A 17,987-nucleotide genomic window follows, 5' to 3' on the forward strand; every position below is an offset into this window, starting at 1 on the left:
AGTGTGCGGTGGGGTTCAGTGGTTGTGGCGTGGGGTCTTTTCCGAGATGCGCCGGTACGCCAGCGCAAAGTCCAGCGTCGCGCCGTCGGCCAACTGCCCGGTTTTTTCGCGGTACAGGGCTTCCCAGGGGGAATGGCTTTGGGGAATGGGCGGCGCAGGCAGCTCGCGCCGGCGGCGTTCGATTTCTTTGGGCGCCACCAGCGCATCGCAGCGGCCGGTGTTCAGGTCGATGCGGATCGTGTCGCCGCTCATCAGCCAGCTTAAGCCCCCGCCCACGGCGCTCTCTGGCGACGTGTTGAGGATGGAGGGGCTGTCTGCCGTGCCCGACTGGCGCCCGTCGCCCAAGGTGGGCAGGGTGTTGATGCCACGGCGGATCAGCGCGTCGGGCGGCTGCATGTTGACCACTTCGGCAGAGCCGGGCCAGCCAATCGGGCCCGCGCCACGCATCACCAGAATGCAGCTTTCGTCGATGTTCAGCGCCGGGTCGTTGATGCGTGCGTGGTAGTCGTCCGCACCCTCAAACACCACGGCGCGGGCTTCGAAAATGCCCTCTTGCCCAGGGTGGCTCAGGTAGCGCGCGCGGAAGGCTTCGGAGATCACCGAGGTCTTCATGATGCCGAAGTCGAACAGGTTGCCGCTGAGCACCATGAAGCCCGCCCTCTCCATCAGCGGCTCGTTGAATGGGCGAATCACTTCGCGGTCGCGCGTTTCGCGGCCTTGCAGGTTCTCGCCAATGGTCTTGCCGGTCACGCTGGCGCAGTCGTTGTGCAGGCGGCCCGCCTGCTGCAACTCCCACATCAGCGCGGGCACACCACCGGCGCGAAAGAATCGCTCCCCGAGAAATTTGCCCGCGGGCTGCATGTTCAGCAGCAACGGCAGGTCGTAGGCATGTTCGGTCCAGTCCTTGGCCTCCAGCACCACGCCCGCATGGCGCGCCATGGCCATGATGTGCACCTGCGCGTTGCTGGAGCCCCCGGCCACACTGACCACCGACAGCGCATTCAAAAAGCTCTCGCGCGTCAGGATGCGCGAGGGGCGCAGGTCTTCGTAGGCCATCTCGACGATGCGGCGACCGCTCTCGTAGGCCATCTGGCCGCGCTCGCGGTAAGGCGCCGGAATGGCGGCGCAGCCGGGCAGCGACAGTCCCAGCGCCTCGGCCACGGCGTTCATGGTGGAGGCCGTGCCCATGGTGTTGCAGTGACCCGCCGAGGGCGCGCTGCTGCAGGCGCGCTGCAGGAATTCTTCCTCGTCGATCTCGCCCGCTGCGAGCTGGCGGCGGCTGCGCCAGATCACGGTGCCCGAGCCCACCAGCTCGCCATCGTGCCAGCCGTCCAGCATGGGCCCACCCGACAGCACGATGGCCGGAATGTCCACGGTGGACGCCGCCATGATCCCGGCCGGTGTAGTCTTGTCGCAACCGGTGGTCAGCACCACCGCGTCGATGGGGTAGCCGTACAGGATTTCGACCAGGCCCAGGTAGGCCAGGTTGCGGTCCAGCGCCGCCGTGGGGCGGCGGCAGTTCTCAAAGATGGGATGGACCGGAAATTCCATCGGAATGCCCCCCGCATCGCGGATGCCGTCGCGCACACGGCGCGCCAAATCCAGGTGGATGCGGTTGCAGGGCGACAGGTCGCTGCCCGTCTGCGCAATGCCAATGATGGGCCGGCCCGAGCGCAGTTCTTCGGGCGTGAGCCCGTGGTTCATGAACCGTTCCAGGTACAGCGCGGTCATGTCCGAGCGCGCGGGGTCGGCAAACCAATCGCGTGAACGAAAGGGGCGACGGGGTGTCTTTTGCATGGTGCTACCAGTGGCGCAGAGCGGGAAGACGGAGGCTGCCTGCGCGCGGCATCGGGCCGCGCGCGTGGCAGGTGGGTGGCGAAGGCGGTCTACTTGGCGGCGGTGCCGCGCGCCTTGGCCAGTTCGCCCATCAGCTCGCTGGTCGTCTCTTCGCCAAACTCGCGTCCGTACTTGATCAACACAGGTTGCAGTTTGGCGCGCAGCTTGGCCTGCTCGGCAGCGGGCATCTCGGTGATCTGCATGCCCGCCTTCTTCAACTCGCCCAGGGCGGTTTCGCTGAAGGCGCGGATGGTCTTGCGCTCGAACAGCGTGGCTTCGCGCGCGGCCTCCTGCACGATCTTCTGCTCCTGGGGCGACAGGCCATCCCAGGTCTTTTTGGACATCAGCAGCACCCAGGCGCTGTACATGTGGCGCGACAGCACCAGGTGCTTCTGCACCTCAAAGAACTTGCTGGCCAGGATGGTGGCAGGCGGGTTTTCCTGCCCGTCCACGGCGGCTTGTTCCATGGCGGTGTACAGCTCGGTGAACGGCATGGGCGTGGCGTTGGTGCCCAGGGCGTTGAAGGTGTCCAGGAACAAGGGGCTCTGGATCACGCGCAGCTTGAGACCCGCCAGGTCGTCGGCCTTGTTGATGGGACGGCGCGAGTTGGTCACATGGCGAAAGCCGTTTTCCCAGAAGCCCAGCCCGATGAGGCCCTTGTCCGGCAGCATGGCCAGCAGCTTCTGGCCAAATGGGCCGTCCAGCACGGCGTCGGCTTCCAACTCGTTGTTGAAGGTGAGCGGCAGGTTGAGCGCGCCAAACGGTTTGATCAGCGACATCAGCGTGGAAGAGTCCGGAACGGTCATCTCCAGCGTCCCGCCGCGCAGGGCCGAGGTCATGCTCACGTCGTTGCCCAGCGTGCCGCTGGCAAACAGCTTGGCGTTCATCTTGCCGCCGCTCTTGGCCGCGAGCTTTTCGGCAAAGTGCCGCACGGCCTGGGCCTGCGGGTGGTCGTCGCTCAGGCCGATGCCGACCTTGAACGTGTGTTCCTTGATTTGTGCTGACACGGGTGCGGCCAGGGCGGCCAGCACGGTGGCGACCACGGCGAGGGTTTTGAACTTCATGCTTTTGTCTCCGATGGAATGGTTGTTTCGCGACGGGAGAGGCCGTCGGCGCCCTGCAATTCCTTGGTGGAAACGTCTTGACGCAGGCCAGAGGTTAGGGATGGCACCGGTGCGGGTCCACTGAATCTTTTGCTACGATCCATTCCAAACGCTTATGAGTCCAGACGAATTTCCGGGCAAACCCTTGTCGCTGGCACAGGCGTGTGCGCGGCTGCGGTTCCGGCATCTGCAGTTTCTGGACATTCTGGGGCGCACCCGCAACCTGCGGCTCACGGCCGAGCAGATGCATGTGACGCAGCCTGCGGCCACCAAGATCCTGATGGACATCGAAGAGATCCTGGAGGCACGCCTGTTCGACCGCCTGCCACGCGGCATGCGGCCCAACGAACTGGGGCTGTTCACCTTGCGCTATGCCAGCACCGCGCTCGACGGTCAGCGCAGGTTTGTCGATGAGTTCAACGCCCTCAAGCAAGGCGGGCACGGCCATCTGACCATTGGCGCGATCACCGGCTCCGCCGCCCATCTGCTGCTGGCCTCCGTGGTGGAAGTCCAGCGCCTGCGGCCGTTGCTGGTGCTCAAGATCCTGGAGCAGAGCAGCGATCAACTCATCTTGTGGCTGGCCGAGCGCAAGATCGACCTGATGATCGGGCGTTTCACCGACGAGGAGCAGCGCAGCCAGTTTCACTACGAGCGCCTGTCTGACGAACCGCTGTGTGTGGTGGGTGGTCTGCGCCACCCCTTGCGCGGCGCGACGGACCTGACGCTGACCGAACTCGCCCACTGGCCCTGGATTCTGTACCCGCCCTCCACCGCGGTGCGCAAAGTGTCGGACGACCTTTTTGGCGGTGCCGGGCTGGCGCTCACCGCAGGGGTGGTGGAAACGCCCTCCTTCCTGTTTGCGCTGGAGCTGATGAACACCACCAACATGATGTCCCTGCAACCCGCCGCCCTGGTCGAAAAATACGTGAACAGAGGCCTGCTGGCACGCATCCCGGTGAGCTGGCCGGACCGCATGCCCGACTACGGCCTCATCTCGCGGCTGGGAGAGCCGCTCACGCCGTCCGCACAGGCGTTCATCGTGGTGCTGCGCGAGACGGCGAACCTGGCACCTGACGTGGTGTGATGAGAACGCCAACGGACGGGTGCGTCAGCGCCCCCATTGCATAAACTGGTAAGGCCAGTACAGTGGAGCATAAATTGGCCTGACCACATGGGCCACCCCACCCTGGGCCTCGCCTTGCCGTCGCATAAACTGCAGCCCACGCGGAGAACTCATGCTGGACCCACTCAAACAGGTTGACAACCGTCGGCTGTACCAACAAATTGCCGACCAGATACGCGCCTACATCGACAAGGGCAATTACACCGCCGGCATGCGCCTGCCACCCGAGCGAGACCTGGCCCAGCAACTGGGTGTATCGCGCCCCTCGGTGCGCGAAGCCCTGATTGCGCTGGAGATCGAGGGCAGCGTGGAAGTGCGCATGGGCGCTGGCGTGTATGCGTGCAACCAGGCCCAGCGCAAGCCGCAGGCCCTGGCCACCATGGGCGAAAGCCCTATCGAACTGATGCAGGCCCGCGCAGCCATAGAAGGCACGGTGGTGATGATGGCCTGTGGCAAGGCCACGCCGGAGGCACTGCAGGCGTTGCGCCAGATTCTGGACGACATGCTGGCCGCCATCGCGCAAAACCGTTCTCCACTGCCGTTCGACCGCCAGTTCCACCAGGCTCTGGCCGCGATGACCGGCAATGCCGTGCTGGAGCGCCTGGTGGGCGAGTTGTTCGACGAGCGCCACAGCCCGATTGCCGCACGGCTCAGCGCCCATTCCGAATCGGGCCAGACCTGGGCCGCCGCACTGCAAGAACACGAAGCCATCCTGCGGGCCCTGGAAAACCGCGATGTGCTGGCCGCGCAAACCGCCCTGCGCATGCACCTGCTGGCCTCGGAACAGCGCTGGGTCGAAAACAATCGCCGCGAATGGTCTTGACCCCCTGAACGCCAACCGCCGCACCACGGCCCGCGTGGTCAGGCCTGTGCACTTGCACAGGCTTTTTTTTGCGCCATTTTTCCCCTTGACCAACCAAGATCCCGGGTAAATACCGATACATCCGCCCACATTGGTAAGGCCAAATTACCCTGATCGCGTCAGGCAGCCTTACCAATTTGCCGTGGCGCAAACCTCCGCTGTTTCGGTGCTTTTGACAGCCCTACAGGAGTTTGCATTGCCGCCATCCGCGCCCGATCCCGTCCATGCCGAAGCGCCCAGCCCAGCAGCCACCGCTGCCGTGCTGTTGCGCCTGGAGGGCATCACCAAACGCTTCCCCGGGGTACTGGCGCTCGACGGTGTGAGCCTGGAGGTGCGGCGCGGCGAAGTGCATGCGGTGTGCGGTGAGAACGGTGCGGGCAAATCCACGCTGATGAAGGTTATCAGCGGCCAGTACCCGCCCGACGCGGGCGCCCTGCACTACCGGGGCGAGGTCTGCCAGTTCCGCTCCACCGCCGATTCCGAGGCGGTGGGCATTGCCATCATCCACCAGGAGCTGAACCTGGTGCCCCATCTGTCGGTGGCCGAAAACATCTTCCTGGCCCGCGAGCCGCGCAAAGGCTGGCTGATCGACCGCGCTGCGCTGCGGCGCAACGCCCAGCACTGCCTGGACCGGCTGGGCCTGCACATTGCACCGGATGTGCTGGTCAAAACCCTGTCGGTGGCGCAGCAACAGATGGTGGAGATTGCCAAAGCGCTGTCGCTCAACGCGCAGGTGCTGATCATGGACGAGCCCACCTCGTCGCTGACCGAGTCGGAGACGGAAAAACTGTTTGCCATCATCCACGAGCTCAAGCGCGCGGGCGTGGGCATCGTCTACATCTCGCACCGGCTCGACGAGTTGACGCACATCGTGGACCGCGTGACCGTGCTGCGCGATGGCCGCTATGTGAGCACCGACCGCTTTGCCGACACCACCGTGGAGCAGATCGTGGCCAAGATGGTGGGGCGCTCGCTGGACGATGTGTTCCCCAAACGCAGCTCGGTGCCCACGCCGGAGGTTCTGCTGCGCGTGCAGGGGCTGACGCGCCAGGGCGTGTTCCACGACGTGAACTTCGAGCTGCGGCGCGGCGAGATTCTGGGTTTTGCGGGCCTCATGGGTGCGGGCCGCACCGAGGTGGCGCGCGCCATCTTTGGTGCTGACCCGCTGGATGCGGGCGAGGTACAACTGGGCGGGCAGACGCTGCATATCCGCAACCCCATGGACGCCGTACGCCACGGCCTGGCCTATCTGTCGGAAGACCGCAAGCACGATGGTCTGGCGCTGAAGATGACGGTGGCGCAGAACATCACGCTGGCCAACATGAAGGCGGTGTCCAACCGGGTCGGCATGATCCGTTTTGACCTGGAGCAGGCCGCCGCGGCGCGCTACATCAAGGCCCTGGACATACGCACCCCCAGCAGCGACCAGATCGTGCGCCTGCTCTCGGGCGGCAACCAGCAGAAGCTGGTGATCAGCAAGTGGCTGTTCCGCGAATCGCGTGTGCTGTTCTTCGACGAACCCACGCGCGGCATCGACGTGGGCGCCAAGTACGCCATTTACCAGTTGCTGGACGAACTCGCCGGCCAGGGCATTGGCGTGGTGATGATCAGTTCGGAGCTGCCCGAAATCATGGGCATGACCGACCGCGTGGCAGTGTTCCACGAAGGGCGACTGGTCACCGTGTTGAACACCCGCGAGACCAGCCAGGAGGAAGTCATGCACTTCGCCTCGGGCCGCAGCATCCCCTGCCCCGTCTGAAACGCCCCGGACCACCCCATGACCGAACGACAGAAAGACCTGCTCCAGAAATTTGCCGCGCTCGCCAGCCTGCTGGGCCTGATCGTGATCTTTTCCTTCACGAGCGACGCCTTCTTCACGGTGGGCAACGGCATGACCGTGGCCCTGCAGGTGACCTCCATCGCCTACCTGGGCATTGCCGCCACCTGCGTGATCATCACCGGTGGTATCGACCTGTCCGTGGGCGCCATCCTGGCGCTGGCGGGCGTGGTGGCTGCCCTGGCCGTGAAGGCCGGTGTGCCCGTTCCGCTGGCCATGCTGGCCGGACTGCTGGTGGGCGCCTTGTGTGGCCTGATCAACGGCCTGTGCGTGACCGTGCTCAAGCTGCCGCCCTTCATTGCCACCCTGGGCATGATGCTGGTCGCACGGGGCGTGGCCCTGCAGATCACCGATGCCAAGGCCATTGGCGGCCTGGGCGACAGCTTTGCCGAACTGGGCAACGGCTCGCTGTGGCGGGTGGTGAACATCGGCGCCGACGGTTTTCCCGACGTGGTGTTCGTCGGCATACCCTACCCCGTGCTGCTGATGGTGGTGCTGGCCGTGGCGGTGTCCATCCTGCTCAACCGCGCCACGCTGGGCCGGCACCTGTATGCCGTGGGCTCCAACATGGAAGCCGCCCGCCTCTCGGGCGTGAACGTGCAGCGCGTGACGCTGTTTGCCTATGTGTTGTCCGGCCTGCTGGCGGGTCTGACCGGCTGCGTGCTGATGTCGCGCCTGGTCACCGCCCAGCCCAGCGAAGGGCTGATGTACGAACTCGACGCGATTGCGGCCGCCGTGATTGGCGGTACCTCGCTCACCGGGGGCGTCGGCACGATCTCGGGCACCGTGATCGGCGCCTTCGTGATCGGCATCCTGCGCAACGGTTTGAACATGGCCGGCGTCTCGGCCTTCACGCAACAGATCCTGATTGGCCTGGTCATCCTGCTCACGGTGTGGATCGACCAGATGCGCCATCGCAAGTGATCCCTACCGGCAGGGTTTACCGGGACATTCGCACCACCCCACCCACAAAGAGGAATGACATGAAACAACTGCTGAGCACCCTGATTGCGTCCACTCTGGTGGCCGCGTCGTCCCTGGCCATGGCGGCCGACAAGGAAATCGCCGTGATCGTGAAGACGACCAACTCCGACTTCTGGCAAAACGTGAAGAAGGGCTCGAACGATGCCGCGAGCAAAGCGAAAGGCTACACCGCAACCTTCCAGGGCGCGGCCTCCGACACCGATCTGGCCGGCCAGGTCGCCCTGGTGGAAAACGCCGTGAACCGCAAAGTGGCCGGCATCGTGCTGGCCCCTTCCGACCCGGATGCTCTGATCCCCGCCATGAAAAAAGCCTGGGAAGCCAAGATCCCCGTGGTGCTGATCGACTCCGCCGCCTCCGACGCCGGCAAGGCCTACTACCAGTCGTTCCTGGCCACGGACAACAAGGCCGCTGGCGAAATGTCGGCCAAGACCCTGATCGACAAGATTGGCACCACCGGCAAGATCGCCGTGATGTCCTACACCGCCGGCTCGGGTTCGGAAATCGGCCGCGTGGGCGGCTTCACCGACTACATCAAGAAGCACTCCAAGCTGCAGATCGTCGGACCCTTCTATTCCAACTCGCAGATGGGCACGGCGTTGAACCAGACCACCGACGTGCTGGCCGCCCATCCCGATCTGAAGGGCATCTTCGGCGCCAACGAACCCACCGCCATCGGCATGGGCCGCGCGCTGGCCCAGGCTGGCAAGGCAGGCAAGGTGGTGGCCATCGGTTTTGACGGCAACGCCGACCTGCAGGGCTTTGTGAAGGACGGCACCATCGAAGCCATTGCCGTGCAAAGCGCGTACGAGATGGGCAACCTGGGCGTGAAGACCGTGATGGAACTGGTGGAAGGCAAGAAGGTTCCCGCCTTCCGCGACACCGGTGTGTTGATGGTGAACAAGAAAAACATCGACAGCCCCGCCGCCAAGAACGTCCTCTACTGACGCGCCCCCACCTCTTCTCCTGCAGCACACCTCCGGCGCCGCACGCCGGGGGATGGCGTCCCCTGGCCCGATCGACTTGAACCCAAAGGACACGTATGCTGACCGTGATCTGCGAAAGCCCCGGCGTGCTGCGCGCCCAGGAGAACCCCCGCCCGACCCGCCAGGGCCATGAGGTGCTGCTGCGCGTGCGGCGTGTGGGTGTGTGCGGCACGGACCTGCACATCTTCACCGGCAACCAGCCCTACCTGGCCTACCCGCGCGTCATGGGCCACGAAATCTCAGGCACCGTGGAGGAGGCGCCCGAGGGCAGCGGCCTGGCCACGGGCGACGAGGTGTTTGTCATGCCCTACCTCTCCTGCGGCGACTGCATCGCCTGCCGGCAAGGCAAGACCAATTGCTGCGTCAACATCCAGGTGCTGGGCGTGCACCGCGACGGCGCCTTCACCGAGTACCTCAACGTGCCCGCCCCGTTCGTGCGCAGGGCCGAAGGCGTCTCGCTGGACCAGGCCGCCATGGTGGAATTTCTGGCCATTGGTGCCCACGCGGTGCGCCGCGCCGAAGTGCTGCCCGGCCAGCGCGTGCTGGTGGCAGGTACCGGCCCGATTGGCATGGCAGCCCTGCTGTTTGCGCGCCTGCGCGGCGGCCAGGTGACGGCGCTGGACACCCGGCCCGAGCGGGTGGCGTTTTGCCAGCAGCACCTGGGTGCCCACGCCGGCGTGCTGATTGGACCGAACGATCTGGAGGAACTGCGCGCGCTCACAGGCGGCGACTTCTACGACGTGGTGTTTGACGCCACCGGCAATCCGCGCGCCATGGAACGCGGCTTCCAGTTCATCGCGCACGGCGGCAAGTACGTCATGGTGTCGGTCGTGCGGGACAACATCACGTTCTCCGACCCTGAGTTCCACAAGCGCGAGGCCACGCTGCTGGGCAGCCGCAATGCCACCATGGAAGATTTTGAAACCGTGTTGAACGCCATGCGCGCCGGCCAGGTACCTACAGCGGCCCTCAACACCCACCGCATGCCGCTGGCCGACGTACCCACGGCGTTTGCCACGCTGATGGACCCGGCGCAGGGGGTGGTCAAGGCGCTGATCGAATGCTGACCGGGGCTCAGAGGCAAGAGGGCGGCATCTCTAGCCAAAGCGGCGCACTGCGGTGGCCAGTTGTTTCACCAGCCCGGGCATCTGTTCCACCGGCACCTGTGCATACCCCAACAGGAAGCCACGCCAGGGTTGCACGCGCTGGCCCATGGCCCGCTCGCTGAGCGCCGGGGCCACGATGCCCTGGGCCTGCAGCGCGCGGCTCATGGCGGCATCGTCCGCACGCGGGTTGCGCAGGCGCAGCGCCAGGTGCATGCCGGCGGAGCCGCCGTACACATCGGCCACATCGCCCAGCTCTTGCTCCAGCGCTGTCACCAGGGCATCACGGCGTTGGCGGTACAGCCGGCGCATGCGCCGCAGGTGCAGGCTGAACTGCCCGCTGTGCATGAACTCGGCCAGCGCCAGCTGGTCAGCCGCGCGCCCACGCGGCGTGGTGCGCGCCAGCATGGCGCTGAGCGGCGTCACCAGCGCCGCGGGCACCACCACAAAGCCCATGCGCAGCGCGGGGAACATGGTCTTGCTGAAAGTGCCCAGATAAAGCACAGGCGCATCGGGCGCCAGACCCTGCACGCAGGAGAGCGGTGGCCCGTCGTGGCGGAACTCGCTGTCGTAGTCGTCTTCGATGATGAGCGCGGCTGCACTGCGCGCCTGCGCAATGAGGTTCATGCGCCGCTCCAGGCTCAGCACGCTGCCCGTGGGGTACTGGTGTGAGGGCGTGACGTAGATCAGCTTGGGCGGGTGGCGCTGCCAGTCGGTCGCGGTGGGGGCGATGCCTTCGCTGTCCACCACCATGCCCATGGGTTTGAGCTGTGCGGCCTTGAAGGCGGCCAGCGCGCCCTGGTAGCCGGGGCTTTCGATCCACACCTTGTCGCCCGCATCGGCAAAGGCGCGGGCGCACAGGTCCAGGCTGCTCTGCGTGCCGTCGGTGATGATGACCTGGCTGGCATCCAGCAGGGCGCCGCGCGCCACGCGCAGGTGGCTGGCAATCGCCTCGCGCAGCGCCAGTTCGCCGGTCGGCTCGGCGTAGTTGAGCTGTGCGGTGCGCAGGCCGCGCCAGGCGCGGTCCAGCAAGCGGCGCCACAGCGTGACCGGAAACTCTTTGAGCGCGGGCACACCGGGCGCAAAGGCGGCTGGGGTCTCGGGCGCGTCGCGGGTGGGCACGGTCACTGCGCGTTTGGACAGGCCAACGCGCAGTGGCGCGGTGGTGTGCGCCAGAGGCACAGCGGCCAGTGCGGCGGCCTGCGCCACCACGGTGCCACGCCGGTCGGGCAGCACAAAGCCTTCGGTGGCGAGCTGGTCGTAGGCGTAGAGCACGGTGTTGCGCGACACCCCCAGCTCTTGCGCCAGCGTGCGCGTGGCGGGCAGGCGCACACCGCTGCCCAACGTGCCCGCACGGATGGCGCTGCGCAGGCATTCGTGCAACTGGCGCTGACGCGACCAGCGCGCGTGGGCCGGGGTGGCGGTGTAGCGGGAGAACAGCAGTTGGTAGTCCACAGCGGGCTTTGGTTCGTGGCACCAAAAAATAGTGCAATCCTGGATCTTAATTTGGAACCACATGCGTTCTACAGTGCAGCCCTTCCTTCATTTGCGCTGCCATGACCACTCCCGCCTCCAAGCCCACCGCCCCCAGCGACCGCACCCGCGTGCGCCGCATCGCCGAAAACGCCCACTACGACACCCCCACGCTGCACGCCATTCTGGACGCGGCCTATGTGTGCCACGTGGCCTTTGCCGACGAGAAAGGCGCACACTGCATTCCCACCGCCTGCTGGCGCGAGGACGACCATCTCTACATCCATGGCTCCAACGGCGGGCGCCTCATCAAGCTGCTGGCCAAGGGCACGCAGGCCTGTGTGACGGTGACCCACATCGACGGCCTGGTGCTGGCGCGTTCGGCGTTCAACCATTCGATGAACTACCGCTCGGCCATGGTCTATGGCTCGTTTGAAAAGGTGGACGACAAGCGCGCCGCCCTCGACACCTTCATGCGCCACCTGGCCCCAGGCCGCGAGCACGAGGCCCGCCCCGGCAACGACAAGGAGTTGGCCGCCACCACGGTGATGCGCATCAGCCTCGCCGAGGCCGCCTGCAAGGTGCGCACCGGCGGCCCCAACGACGATGCCGAAGACATGGGTGTGGCGGCCTGGGCCGGCGTGCTGCCGCTGGTGCAGCAACGCGGGGCACCCGTGGCCGACCCGCTGTGCACGGTGCCCGCACCGGACTATGTGCGAGGCTGGGGTGCATAAGCGGTGCAACCAGGTTGGGGGCTTTTGACAAAAAGCCCCGGACAGTTTCCCGTCCGAGGCTTCTGTTTTCTGAGCGCTCAGGCCGCTTACTTCTTCTGCGGCGGCAGATCGGTACAAGACCCGTGCGCCACTTCCGCCGCCATGCCGATGCTCTCGCCCAGCGCGGGGTGCGGGTGGATGGCCTTGCCAATGTCCACGGCGTCGGCACCCATCTCGATGGCCAGCGCGATCTCGCCGATCATGTCGCTGGCGTGCCGGCCGCCACATGCAGCAGCGCCTTGGCAACCGCCATGCACATGATGAGTGAGAATTCAGGCGCCAATACAAAAATTGGGTATATCGCCCACTTATATTAGTACTTAGGAATTCATTATGATGAATCGACGGAATCTCACTCTTGGTGCTTTGTCATTCGCAAGCATTGCATCGGCTGCCCCTGCTTACTTCTCTGCGAGCCTCGGTACGCAGTCTGAATTCTTTGACTGGCAGTTCTACGCCAATCACAACCCTGATTTGATCGTCTCTAATTTTCTGTCAGCAACGCAACTCCGCAATCACTGGCTTCAGTTTGGGCGGGCTGAGGGTCGGTATGCTCACCCTGCACTCCACGTGCAGAGCTACCGAAGCCGCTATCCAGACCTGCAGGCAGCTTTCGGCAGCAACTGGCTGGCTCTGTACGACCACTACGTTCAGCATGGCCAGTACGAGGGGCGTGACGGGACGATGATAGGCGAGATGGTCGCCAGACTTGGCGAAGTTTCGCTGCGCGCAACCCCGCGTTGCGCTGGCGCCATTGACTCCCTCGTGATCGGTGGGGTCGAGAGCGTCAACAGCTTCGACCATGGTCGCCAGATTCAAACCTGCTGCGTGGACACCCGATACGACGCATGCTACAACCCGACGCAGGCCGGCCGGCGTGCAGATGGTCGCGGGTACCCGTCGTCGTCACAGCTGCTGTCGAGTGTGGTATCCAATGGCGGGAAGACCTTGCGCACCCGGACGCTGTGCGCTTATTGGGCCGGCCCGGGTGAGACGATTGGTGACCCTGGTATGTACCACTGCACGGCCACCACTGGCACGGTGCTAAGTGAGTACGTCGCTGACACCACGTACACCCTACTTCCTGGGGCAGACGGCACAACCATCATCCAGTACGACATTGAGTGGACGCTCGGTAGCGATCTGCCAGGCGGGGTTTTCATGTCTGAGCTGGTCACTGGCTATCACGGATACGACATGCGCACCGGATACGAGGTCCTACCCGACGGATCGGCCCAACTGCGCCATATGGCAAACCTCACAGACCCGGGACAGGAGCGCGAGCACCCCATGCTGCTGACCAGCCCGACCGGTAGCAGGTCCATCGGCGTCTACTCGGCTCCGGTTCCAGATGCCTACACCCGATACTGCGGCTGGGCTTGGAACTTCGGGACGGGACGTGACGCCGACAATGCCAGTAAATGGTCGTTGATTCGTCGCTACCAGGGCTCATTCCTCAAGGGGGACAAGGTTCAGGCCAGGGCCTACATCGTTGTCGGCGAAGTGACACCGGTTCATCTTCAGATTGCGTCTTTATTGGATTCTTGAAAATGGCAGAAGCCGAACCCCAGCAAAAAAACCAGCAGCTTTGGCCAACTCGTGCTGTACCGGTAGTAGCCAGCGAGTTGGGCTGACGCGCGCGTCTCTCGGGCCGCGCATTGATGCTGCCGTGCCCGGTGGGCGATTGGTTCGTGGCTCACCGGCTGCGCCGCTACATCGCCGGTGGTCCGGCGCTGGGCTGGCGCTACGGGTGAGTCAACTCCAACTCCAACGTCAATGCCACTACTTGGTCGACCCTTTTAACCAGACGGGAGGGTGCATTGCGACGCTGACTAGCCGACGCTTGACGATCTCATAGGCCTACATGTCGCTATGGCACCGTCCTTGAGACTTAACCATGCCTGAACCCGTCACCCCAGCCGTAGCCACCATGGCAGCCGCCACGCCCGCGGTGGCCATGATCACCGCCTTCGGCATCAACCTCGGCCTGCAGACCGATGCACTGGTGGCCAGCGTGCTGGCGGGCTCCGTGCCTGCAAATGGCGACACTTGGCGCCAGCTGCTGCGGATGGGATGCGATGGGAAATTCAACCACATGAGCGCATGCATGGGGCTATGGTGGTCACCCTGCCCGTCGAACTGGCCTGAGCTGGCAAGCTCAATCCAGCTCTCGCTCAGCATAAAGCCCCGAACGGTTTCCCGTTCGGGGCTCTTGTTTTCTGAGCGCAGAAGCAGCTTACTTCTTCTGCGGCGGCAGGTCCGTACAGGACCCGTGTGCCACCTCCGCCGCCATGCCGATGCTCTCGCCCAGCGTGGGGTGCGGGTGGATGGTTTTGCCGATGTCCACGGCGTCGGCGCCCATCTCGATGGCCAGCGCGATCTCGCCGATCATGTCGCCCGCGTGCGTGCCGACCATGCCGCCGCCCAGGATCTTGCCGTGGCCATGGGCTTCCGGACTGTCGTCGAACAACAGCTTGGTCACGCCTTCGTCGCGGCCGTTGGCAATGGCACGGCCTGAAGCGGTCCAGGGGAACAGGCCCTTCTTGACCTTGATGCCCTGCGCCTTGGCCTGGTCTTCAGTGAGGCCCACCCAGGCCACCTCGGGGTCGGTGTAGGCCACGCTGGGGATCACGCGGGCGTTGAAGGCGGCCGCGGCCAGTTCCTTGTTGCCCTGCAGTTCCCCGGCGATGACCTCGGCCGCCACGTGTGCCTCGTGCACCGCCTTGTGCGCCAGCATGGGCTGGCCCACGATGTCGCCGATGGCGAAGATGTGCGGCACGTTGGTGCGCATCTGGATGTCGACGTTGATGAAGCCGCGGTCCGTCACCGCCACGCCGGCCTTGTCGGCGGCGATCTTCTTGCCGTTGGGCGTGCGCCCCACGGCCTGCAGCACCAGGTCGTAGACCTGCGGCGCAGGGGCGGTGCCGCCCTCTTCCGCCGCAGCGAACGTCACCTCGATGCCTTCGGGCGTGGCCTTGGCCCCCACCGTCTTGGTCTTGAGCATGATGTTGTCGAAGCGCTTGGCGTTCATCTTCTGCCAGATCTTGACGAGGTCGCGGTCGGCGCCCTGCATGAGGCCGTCGAGCATTTCCACCACGTCCAGGCGCGCGCCCAGCGTGCTGTACACCGTGCCCATTTCCAGGCCGATGATGCCGCCGCCCAGGATCAGCATGCGTTTGGGCACTTCCTTCAAGGCCAGCGCGCCGGTGCTGTCCACCACGCGTGGGTCGTTGGGCATGAAGGGCAGGCGCACCGCCTGCGAGCCAGCGGCGATAACGCACTTCTTGAAGGCCACGACCTTCTTGCTGCCGGTCTTCTCCTGCCCGGTGCCGGTCGTCTCTTCCACTTCGACGTGGTTGGGGCCGACGAAGGCGCCATAGCCGCGCACGGTGGTGACCTTGCGCATCTTGGCCATCGCGGTCAGGCCGCCGGTGAGCTTGCCGAGGACCTTTTCCTTGTGGGCGCGCAGCTTGTCAATATTGACCGAGGGCGTGCCAAAGTCGACGCCCAGATCGGCCATGTGGCTCACCTCGTCCATCACGGCGGCCACGTGCAGCAGCGCCTTCGACGGGATGCAGCCCACGTTCAGACACACGCCACCCAGCTGGGCGTAACGTTCGACCAGCACGACTTTGAGGCCAAGGTCGGCGGCGCGGAAGGCAGCCGAGTAGCCACCGGGGCCGGCGCCGAGCACGAGTACGTCGCATTCGATGTCGGCGCTGCCAGCGAAGCTGGCGGCGGCCGCAACCGGCGCGACAGCAGGGGCAGAAGCAGGTGCCGACGCAGCAGCTGCGGGCGCTGCGACTGGTGCGACTGGAGCGCTGGCAGCGCCCTCACCTTCCAGCACCAGCACCACCGAGCCTTGTTTGACCTTGTCTCCCAGCGCGACCTTGAGCTCTTTCACCACGCCGGCGTGCGACGAGGGAATCTCCATCGAGGCCTTGTCGGACTCCACGGTGATCAGGCTTTGTTCGGCCTTGACGGTGTCGCCGGGTTTGACCAGCAACTCGATCACGGCCACTTCGTCGAAGTCGCCAATGTCGGGAACCTGAATATCGATCAGTGCCATATGTTTCCTTGTTCAGTTGGGGTCAGAGCACCGCTGCGCGGTGGTCTGACCCGCAAGGCATTAGAGAAGCACCCGACGGAAGTCGCCGAGGATCTGGCCGAGGTAGGCGTTGAAGCGGGCCGCAGCGGCGCCGTCGATCACGCGGTGGTCCCAGGTCAGCGACAGCGGCAGCATCAGGCGCGGCTGGAAGGCCTTGCCGTCCCACACCGGTTCCATCTGGCTCTTGCAGACGCCCAGAATGGCCACCTCGGGCGCGTTGATGATGGGCGTGAAGTAACGCCCACCAATGCCACCCAGGCTGGAGATGGTGAAGGTGGCGCCGCTCATTTCGGCCGGGCTCAGTTTGCCGTCGCGCGCCTTCTTGGCCAGCTCACCCATTTCCTGGCTGATCTGCAGCACGCCTTTTTTGTCGGCGTCCTTGATCACCGGGACCATCAGGCCGTTGGGCGTGTCGGCCGCGAAACCGATGTGCCAATACTGCTTGTAGACCAGCGCGTCGCCGTCGATCGAGCTGTTGAACTCGGGGAATTTCTTGAGCGCAGCAACCGATGCCTTGATCAGGAAAGCGAGCATGGTCACCTTGACTCCGCTTTTTTCGTTCTCCTTGTTGGTGGAGACGCGGAAGGCTTCGAGGTCGGTGATGTCGGCATCGTCGTGGTTGGTGACAGCCGGGATCATGATCGCGTTGCGCAGCAGGTTGGCGCCGCTGATCTTCTTGATGCGGCCCATCTCCTTGCGCTCGATCGGACCGAACTTGGCGAAGTCCACCTTGGGCCAGGGGATCAGGCCCAGCTCGGAACCGCCACCGCCGGTGGACGCCGGGGCCTTGGCCTTTTGAGCGGCGGTCTGCACCGCGCCGGCCATGACGGACTTGGTGAAGCCCTGCACGTCGTCCAGAGTGATGCGGCCCTTGGGGCCTCTGCCCTGTACCTCTTCCAGCGGCACACCGAGTTCGCGGGCGAACTTGCGCACCGAGGGCGAGGCGTGCGGCAGGCCCAGTGGCGCTGCCGTCGGGTTGTGAGCGGGTGCTGCGGCCACGCTGACAGCAGCAGTGGGTGCGGCCACTACAGCTGCCGGAGCCGGTGCCGGTGCGGGTGTGGCAGCGGCAACAGGTGCCGGAGCCGCTGCGCCCGCGGCGCCCGCGGCGCCCGCGGCGCCCTCCAGGATCGCCAGCAGGTCGCCGATGTTGACCTTGTCGCCGACCTTGACCTTGAGTTCCTTGAGCACGCCCGCGGCGGACGACGGGATCTCCATCGAAGCCTTGTCGGACTCGACCGTGATCAGGCTCTGCTCGACTTTGATGGCATCGCCGGGCTTGACGAACACCTCGATGACGGCGACGTCCTTGAAGTCGCCGATGTCGGGCACGCGCACTTCCACCGGGCCGGAAGCCGTGGGTGCAGCCACAGGCGCCGCAACGGCAGCGGCCGGCGCTGCGGCAGGAGCCGCCGCCGGAGCGGGGGCCGCAACAGCTGGCGCAGCGGCGGGCGCTGGGGCAGCGGCGTCGCCAGCGGCTTCCAGCACCAGCACCACCGAGCCTTCTTTCACCTTGTCGCCCAGGGCGACGCGCAGTTCCTTCACCACGCCAGCGGTGCTGGAGGGGATTTCCATCGAGGCCTTGTCGGACTCGACCGTGATCAGCGACTGTTCGGCCTTGACCGTGTCGCCGGGTTTGACCAGCAGTTCAATGACCGCCACCTCGTCGAAGTCGCCGATGTCCGGGACCTTCACTTCTACCAGTGCCATATTCGTCTCGCTTATGTGGGTGGGAGACACCTTGTAGCTACGACATCACATCGCTTCGCGATATGAGTCTTCGCTGAAAAGTGCATCCCGTTTTC

The 17,987-nt window shown here is 65.2% G+C and carries 14 protein-coding genes; 8 read left to right on the plus strand and 6 right to left on the minus strand.

Annotation, left to right across the window (positions count from 1 at the left end; translation table 11 throughout):
• Window positions 1-15 precede the first annotated feature (15 nt).
• The gene (locus AC07YZ_RS02945) at window positions 16-1,797 is read right to left on the minus strand and encodes an IlvD/Edd family dehydratase (protein ID WP_494793646.1); all 1,782 of its coding nucleotides are present in this window, start codon (window positions 1,795-1,797) and stop codon (window positions 16-18) included.
• An 89-nt stretch (window positions 1,798-1,886) separates the two neighbouring features.
• Window positions 1,887-2,900, minus strand: a complete 1,014-nt coding sequence (locus tag AC07YZ_RS02950; protein WP_494793647.1) for a TRAP transporter substrate-binding protein — start codon at window positions 2,898-2,900, stop codon at window positions 1,887-1,889.
• A 154-nt stretch (window positions 2,901-3,054) separates the two neighbouring features.
• Here AC07YZ_RS02950 and AC07YZ_RS02955 point away from each other — a divergent pair, with 154 nt between their 5' ends.
• From AC07YZ_RS02955 to AC07YZ_RS02980, 6 genes are all read left to right on the plus strand, one after another.
• The gene (locus AC07YZ_RS02955) at window positions 3,055-4,023 is read left to right on the plus strand and encodes a LysR family transcriptional regulator (protein WP_494793648.1); all 969 of its coding nucleotides are present in this window, start codon (window positions 3,055-3,057) and stop codon (window positions 4,021-4,023) included.
• A 151-nt stretch (window positions 4,024-4,174) separates the two neighbouring features.
• Complete coding sequence (locus tag AC07YZ_RS02960; RefSeq protein ID WP_226492803.1) at window positions 4,175-4,885, plus strand: FadR/GntR family transcriptional regulator; 711 nt, start codon at window positions 4,175-4,177, stop codon at window positions 4,883-4,885.
• 235 nt (window positions 4,886-5,120) lie between these two features.
• Window positions 5,121-6,683, plus strand: coding sequence for a sugar ABC transporter ATP-binding protein (locus tag AC07YZ_RS02965; RefSeq protein ID WP_494793649.1), 1,563 nt, complete (start codon window positions 5,121-5,123; stop codon window positions 6,681-6,683).
• Between the two features lie 18 nt (window positions 6,684-6,701).
• Window positions 6,702-7,685, plus strand: coding sequence for an ABC transporter permease (locus AC07YZ_RS02970; RefSeq protein ID WP_494793650.1), 984 nt, complete (start codon window positions 6,702-6,704; stop codon window positions 7,683-7,685).
• Between the two features lie 59 nt (window positions 7,686-7,744).
• Window positions 7,745-8,689, plus strand: coding sequence for an ABC transporter substrate-binding protein (locus tag AC07YZ_RS02975; RefSeq protein ID WP_494793651.1), 945 nt, complete (start codon window positions 7,745-7,747; stop codon window positions 8,687-8,689).
• A 95-nt stretch (window positions 8,690-8,784) separates the two neighbouring features.
• Window positions 8,785-9,795 (plus strand): zinc-binding alcohol dehydrogenase family protein, encoded by a 1,011-nt coding sequence (locus tag AC07YZ_RS02980; RefSeq protein ID WP_494793652.1) that lies wholly within the window; start codon window positions 8,785-8,787, stop codon window positions 9,793-9,795.
• A 30-nt stretch (window positions 9,796-9,825) separates the two neighbouring features.
• On the opposite strand, the gene pdxR is transcribed toward AC07YZ_RS02980, so the two are convergent.
• Window positions 9,826-11,286 carry a MocR-like pyridoxine biosynthesis transcription factor PdxR gene (gene pdxR / locus AC07YZ_RS02985; RefSeq protein ID WP_494793653.1) on the minus strand — a complete coding sequence of 487 codons (1,461 nt, stop codon included), beginning with the start codon at window positions 11,284-11,286 and terminating at the stop codon, window positions 9,826-9,828.
• A 101-nt stretch (window positions 11,287-11,387) separates the two neighbouring features.
• Between pdxR and AC07YZ_RS02990 the strand changes: the two genes are divergently transcribed.
• Complete coding sequence (locus AC07YZ_RS02990) at window positions 11,388-12,038, plus strand: pyridoxamine 5'-phosphate oxidase family protein (protein ID WP_494793654.1); 651 nt, start codon at window positions 11,388-11,390, stop codon at window positions 12,036-12,038.
• 86 nt (window positions 12,039-12,124) lie between these two features.
• Here the strand turns inward: AC07YZ_RS02990 and AC07YZ_RS02995 are convergent, their stop codons facing one another.
• Window positions 12,125-12,349, minus strand: coding sequence for an oxidoreductase dimerization domain-containing protein (locus tag AC07YZ_RS02995; RefSeq protein ID WP_494794026.1), 225 nt, complete (start codon window positions 12,347-12,349; stop codon window positions 12,125-12,127).
• A gap of 61 nt (window positions 12,350-12,410) precedes the next feature.
• Between AC07YZ_RS02995 and AC07YZ_RS03000 the strand changes: the two genes are divergently transcribed.
• A complete protein-coding gene (locus AC07YZ_RS03000) occupies window positions 12,411-13,625 on the plus strand; it encodes a hypothetical protein (RefSeq protein ID WP_494793655.1) in 1,215 nt (404 codons plus the stop codon).
• 688 nt (window positions 13,626-14,313) lie between these two features.
• Here AC07YZ_RS03000 and lpdA read toward each other — a convergent pair.
• Window positions 14,314-16,146: a dihydrolipoyl dehydrogenase gene (gene lpdA / locus AC07YZ_RS03005; protein WP_494793656.1), complete on the minus strand. Its 1,833-nt coding sequence runs from the start codon at window positions 16,144-16,146 to the stop codon at window positions 14,314-14,316.
• A 60-nt stretch (window positions 16,147-16,206) separates the two neighbouring features.
• Window positions 16,207-17,892, minus strand: coding sequence for a dihydrolipoyllysine-residue acetyltransferase (aceF, locus tag AC07YZ_RS03010; protein WP_494793657.1), 1,686 nt, complete (start codon window positions 17,890-17,892; stop codon window positions 16,207-16,209).
• Window positions 17,893-17,987 lie beyond the last annotated feature (95 nt).

The sequence above is a fragment of the Hydrogenophaga sp. GW101-3F08 genome (assembly GCF_059424585.1).

Excerpts from the sequence above, each read along its gene's own strand:
- aceF (WP_494793657.1), bottom strand. The coding sequence starts at position 17,892 with ATGGCACTGGTAGAAGTGAAGGTCCCGGACATCGGCGACTTCGACGAG.
- AC07YZ_RS02990 (WP_494793654.1), top strand. The coding sequence starts at position 11,388 with ATGACCACTCCCGCCTCCAAGCCCACCGCCCCCAGCGACCGCACCCGC.
- AC07YZ_RS02955 (WP_494793648.1), top strand. The coding sequence starts at position 3,055 with ATGAGTCCAGACGAATTTCCGGGCAAACCCTTGTCGCTGGCACAGGCG.
- AC07YZ_RS02975 (WP_494793651.1), top strand. The coding sequence starts at position 7,745 with ATGAAACAACTGCTGAGCACCCTGATTGCGTCCACTCTGGTGGCCGCG.
- AC07YZ_RS02980 (WP_494793652.1), top strand. The coding sequence starts at position 8,785 with ATGCTGACCGTGATCTGCGAAAGCCCCGGCGTGCTGCGCGCCCAGGAG.
- AC07YZ_RS02960 (WP_226492803.1), top strand. The coding sequence starts at position 4,175 with ATGCTGGACCCACTCAAACAGGTTGACAACCGTCGGCTGTACCAACAA.
- AC07YZ_RS02945 (WP_494793646.1), bottom strand. The coding sequence starts at position 1,797 with ATGCAAAAGACACCCCGTCGCCCCTTTCGTTCACGCGATTGGTTTGCC.
- AC07YZ_RS02970 (WP_494793650.1), top strand. The coding sequence starts at position 6,702 with ATGACCGAACGACAGAAAGACCTGCTCCAGAAATTTGCCGCGCTCGCC.
- lpdA (WP_494793656.1), bottom strand. The coding sequence starts at position 16,146 with ATGGCACTGATCGATATTCAGGTTCCCGACATTGGCGACTTCGACGAA.
- AC07YZ_RS02950 (WP_494793647.1), bottom strand. The coding sequence starts at position 2,900 with ATGAAGTTCAAAACCCTCGCCGTGGTCGCCACCGTGCTGGCCGCCCTG.
- AC07YZ_RS03000 (WP_494793655.1), top strand. The coding sequence starts at position 12,411 with ATGATGAATCGACGGAATCTCACTCTTGGTGCTTTGTCATTCGCAAGC.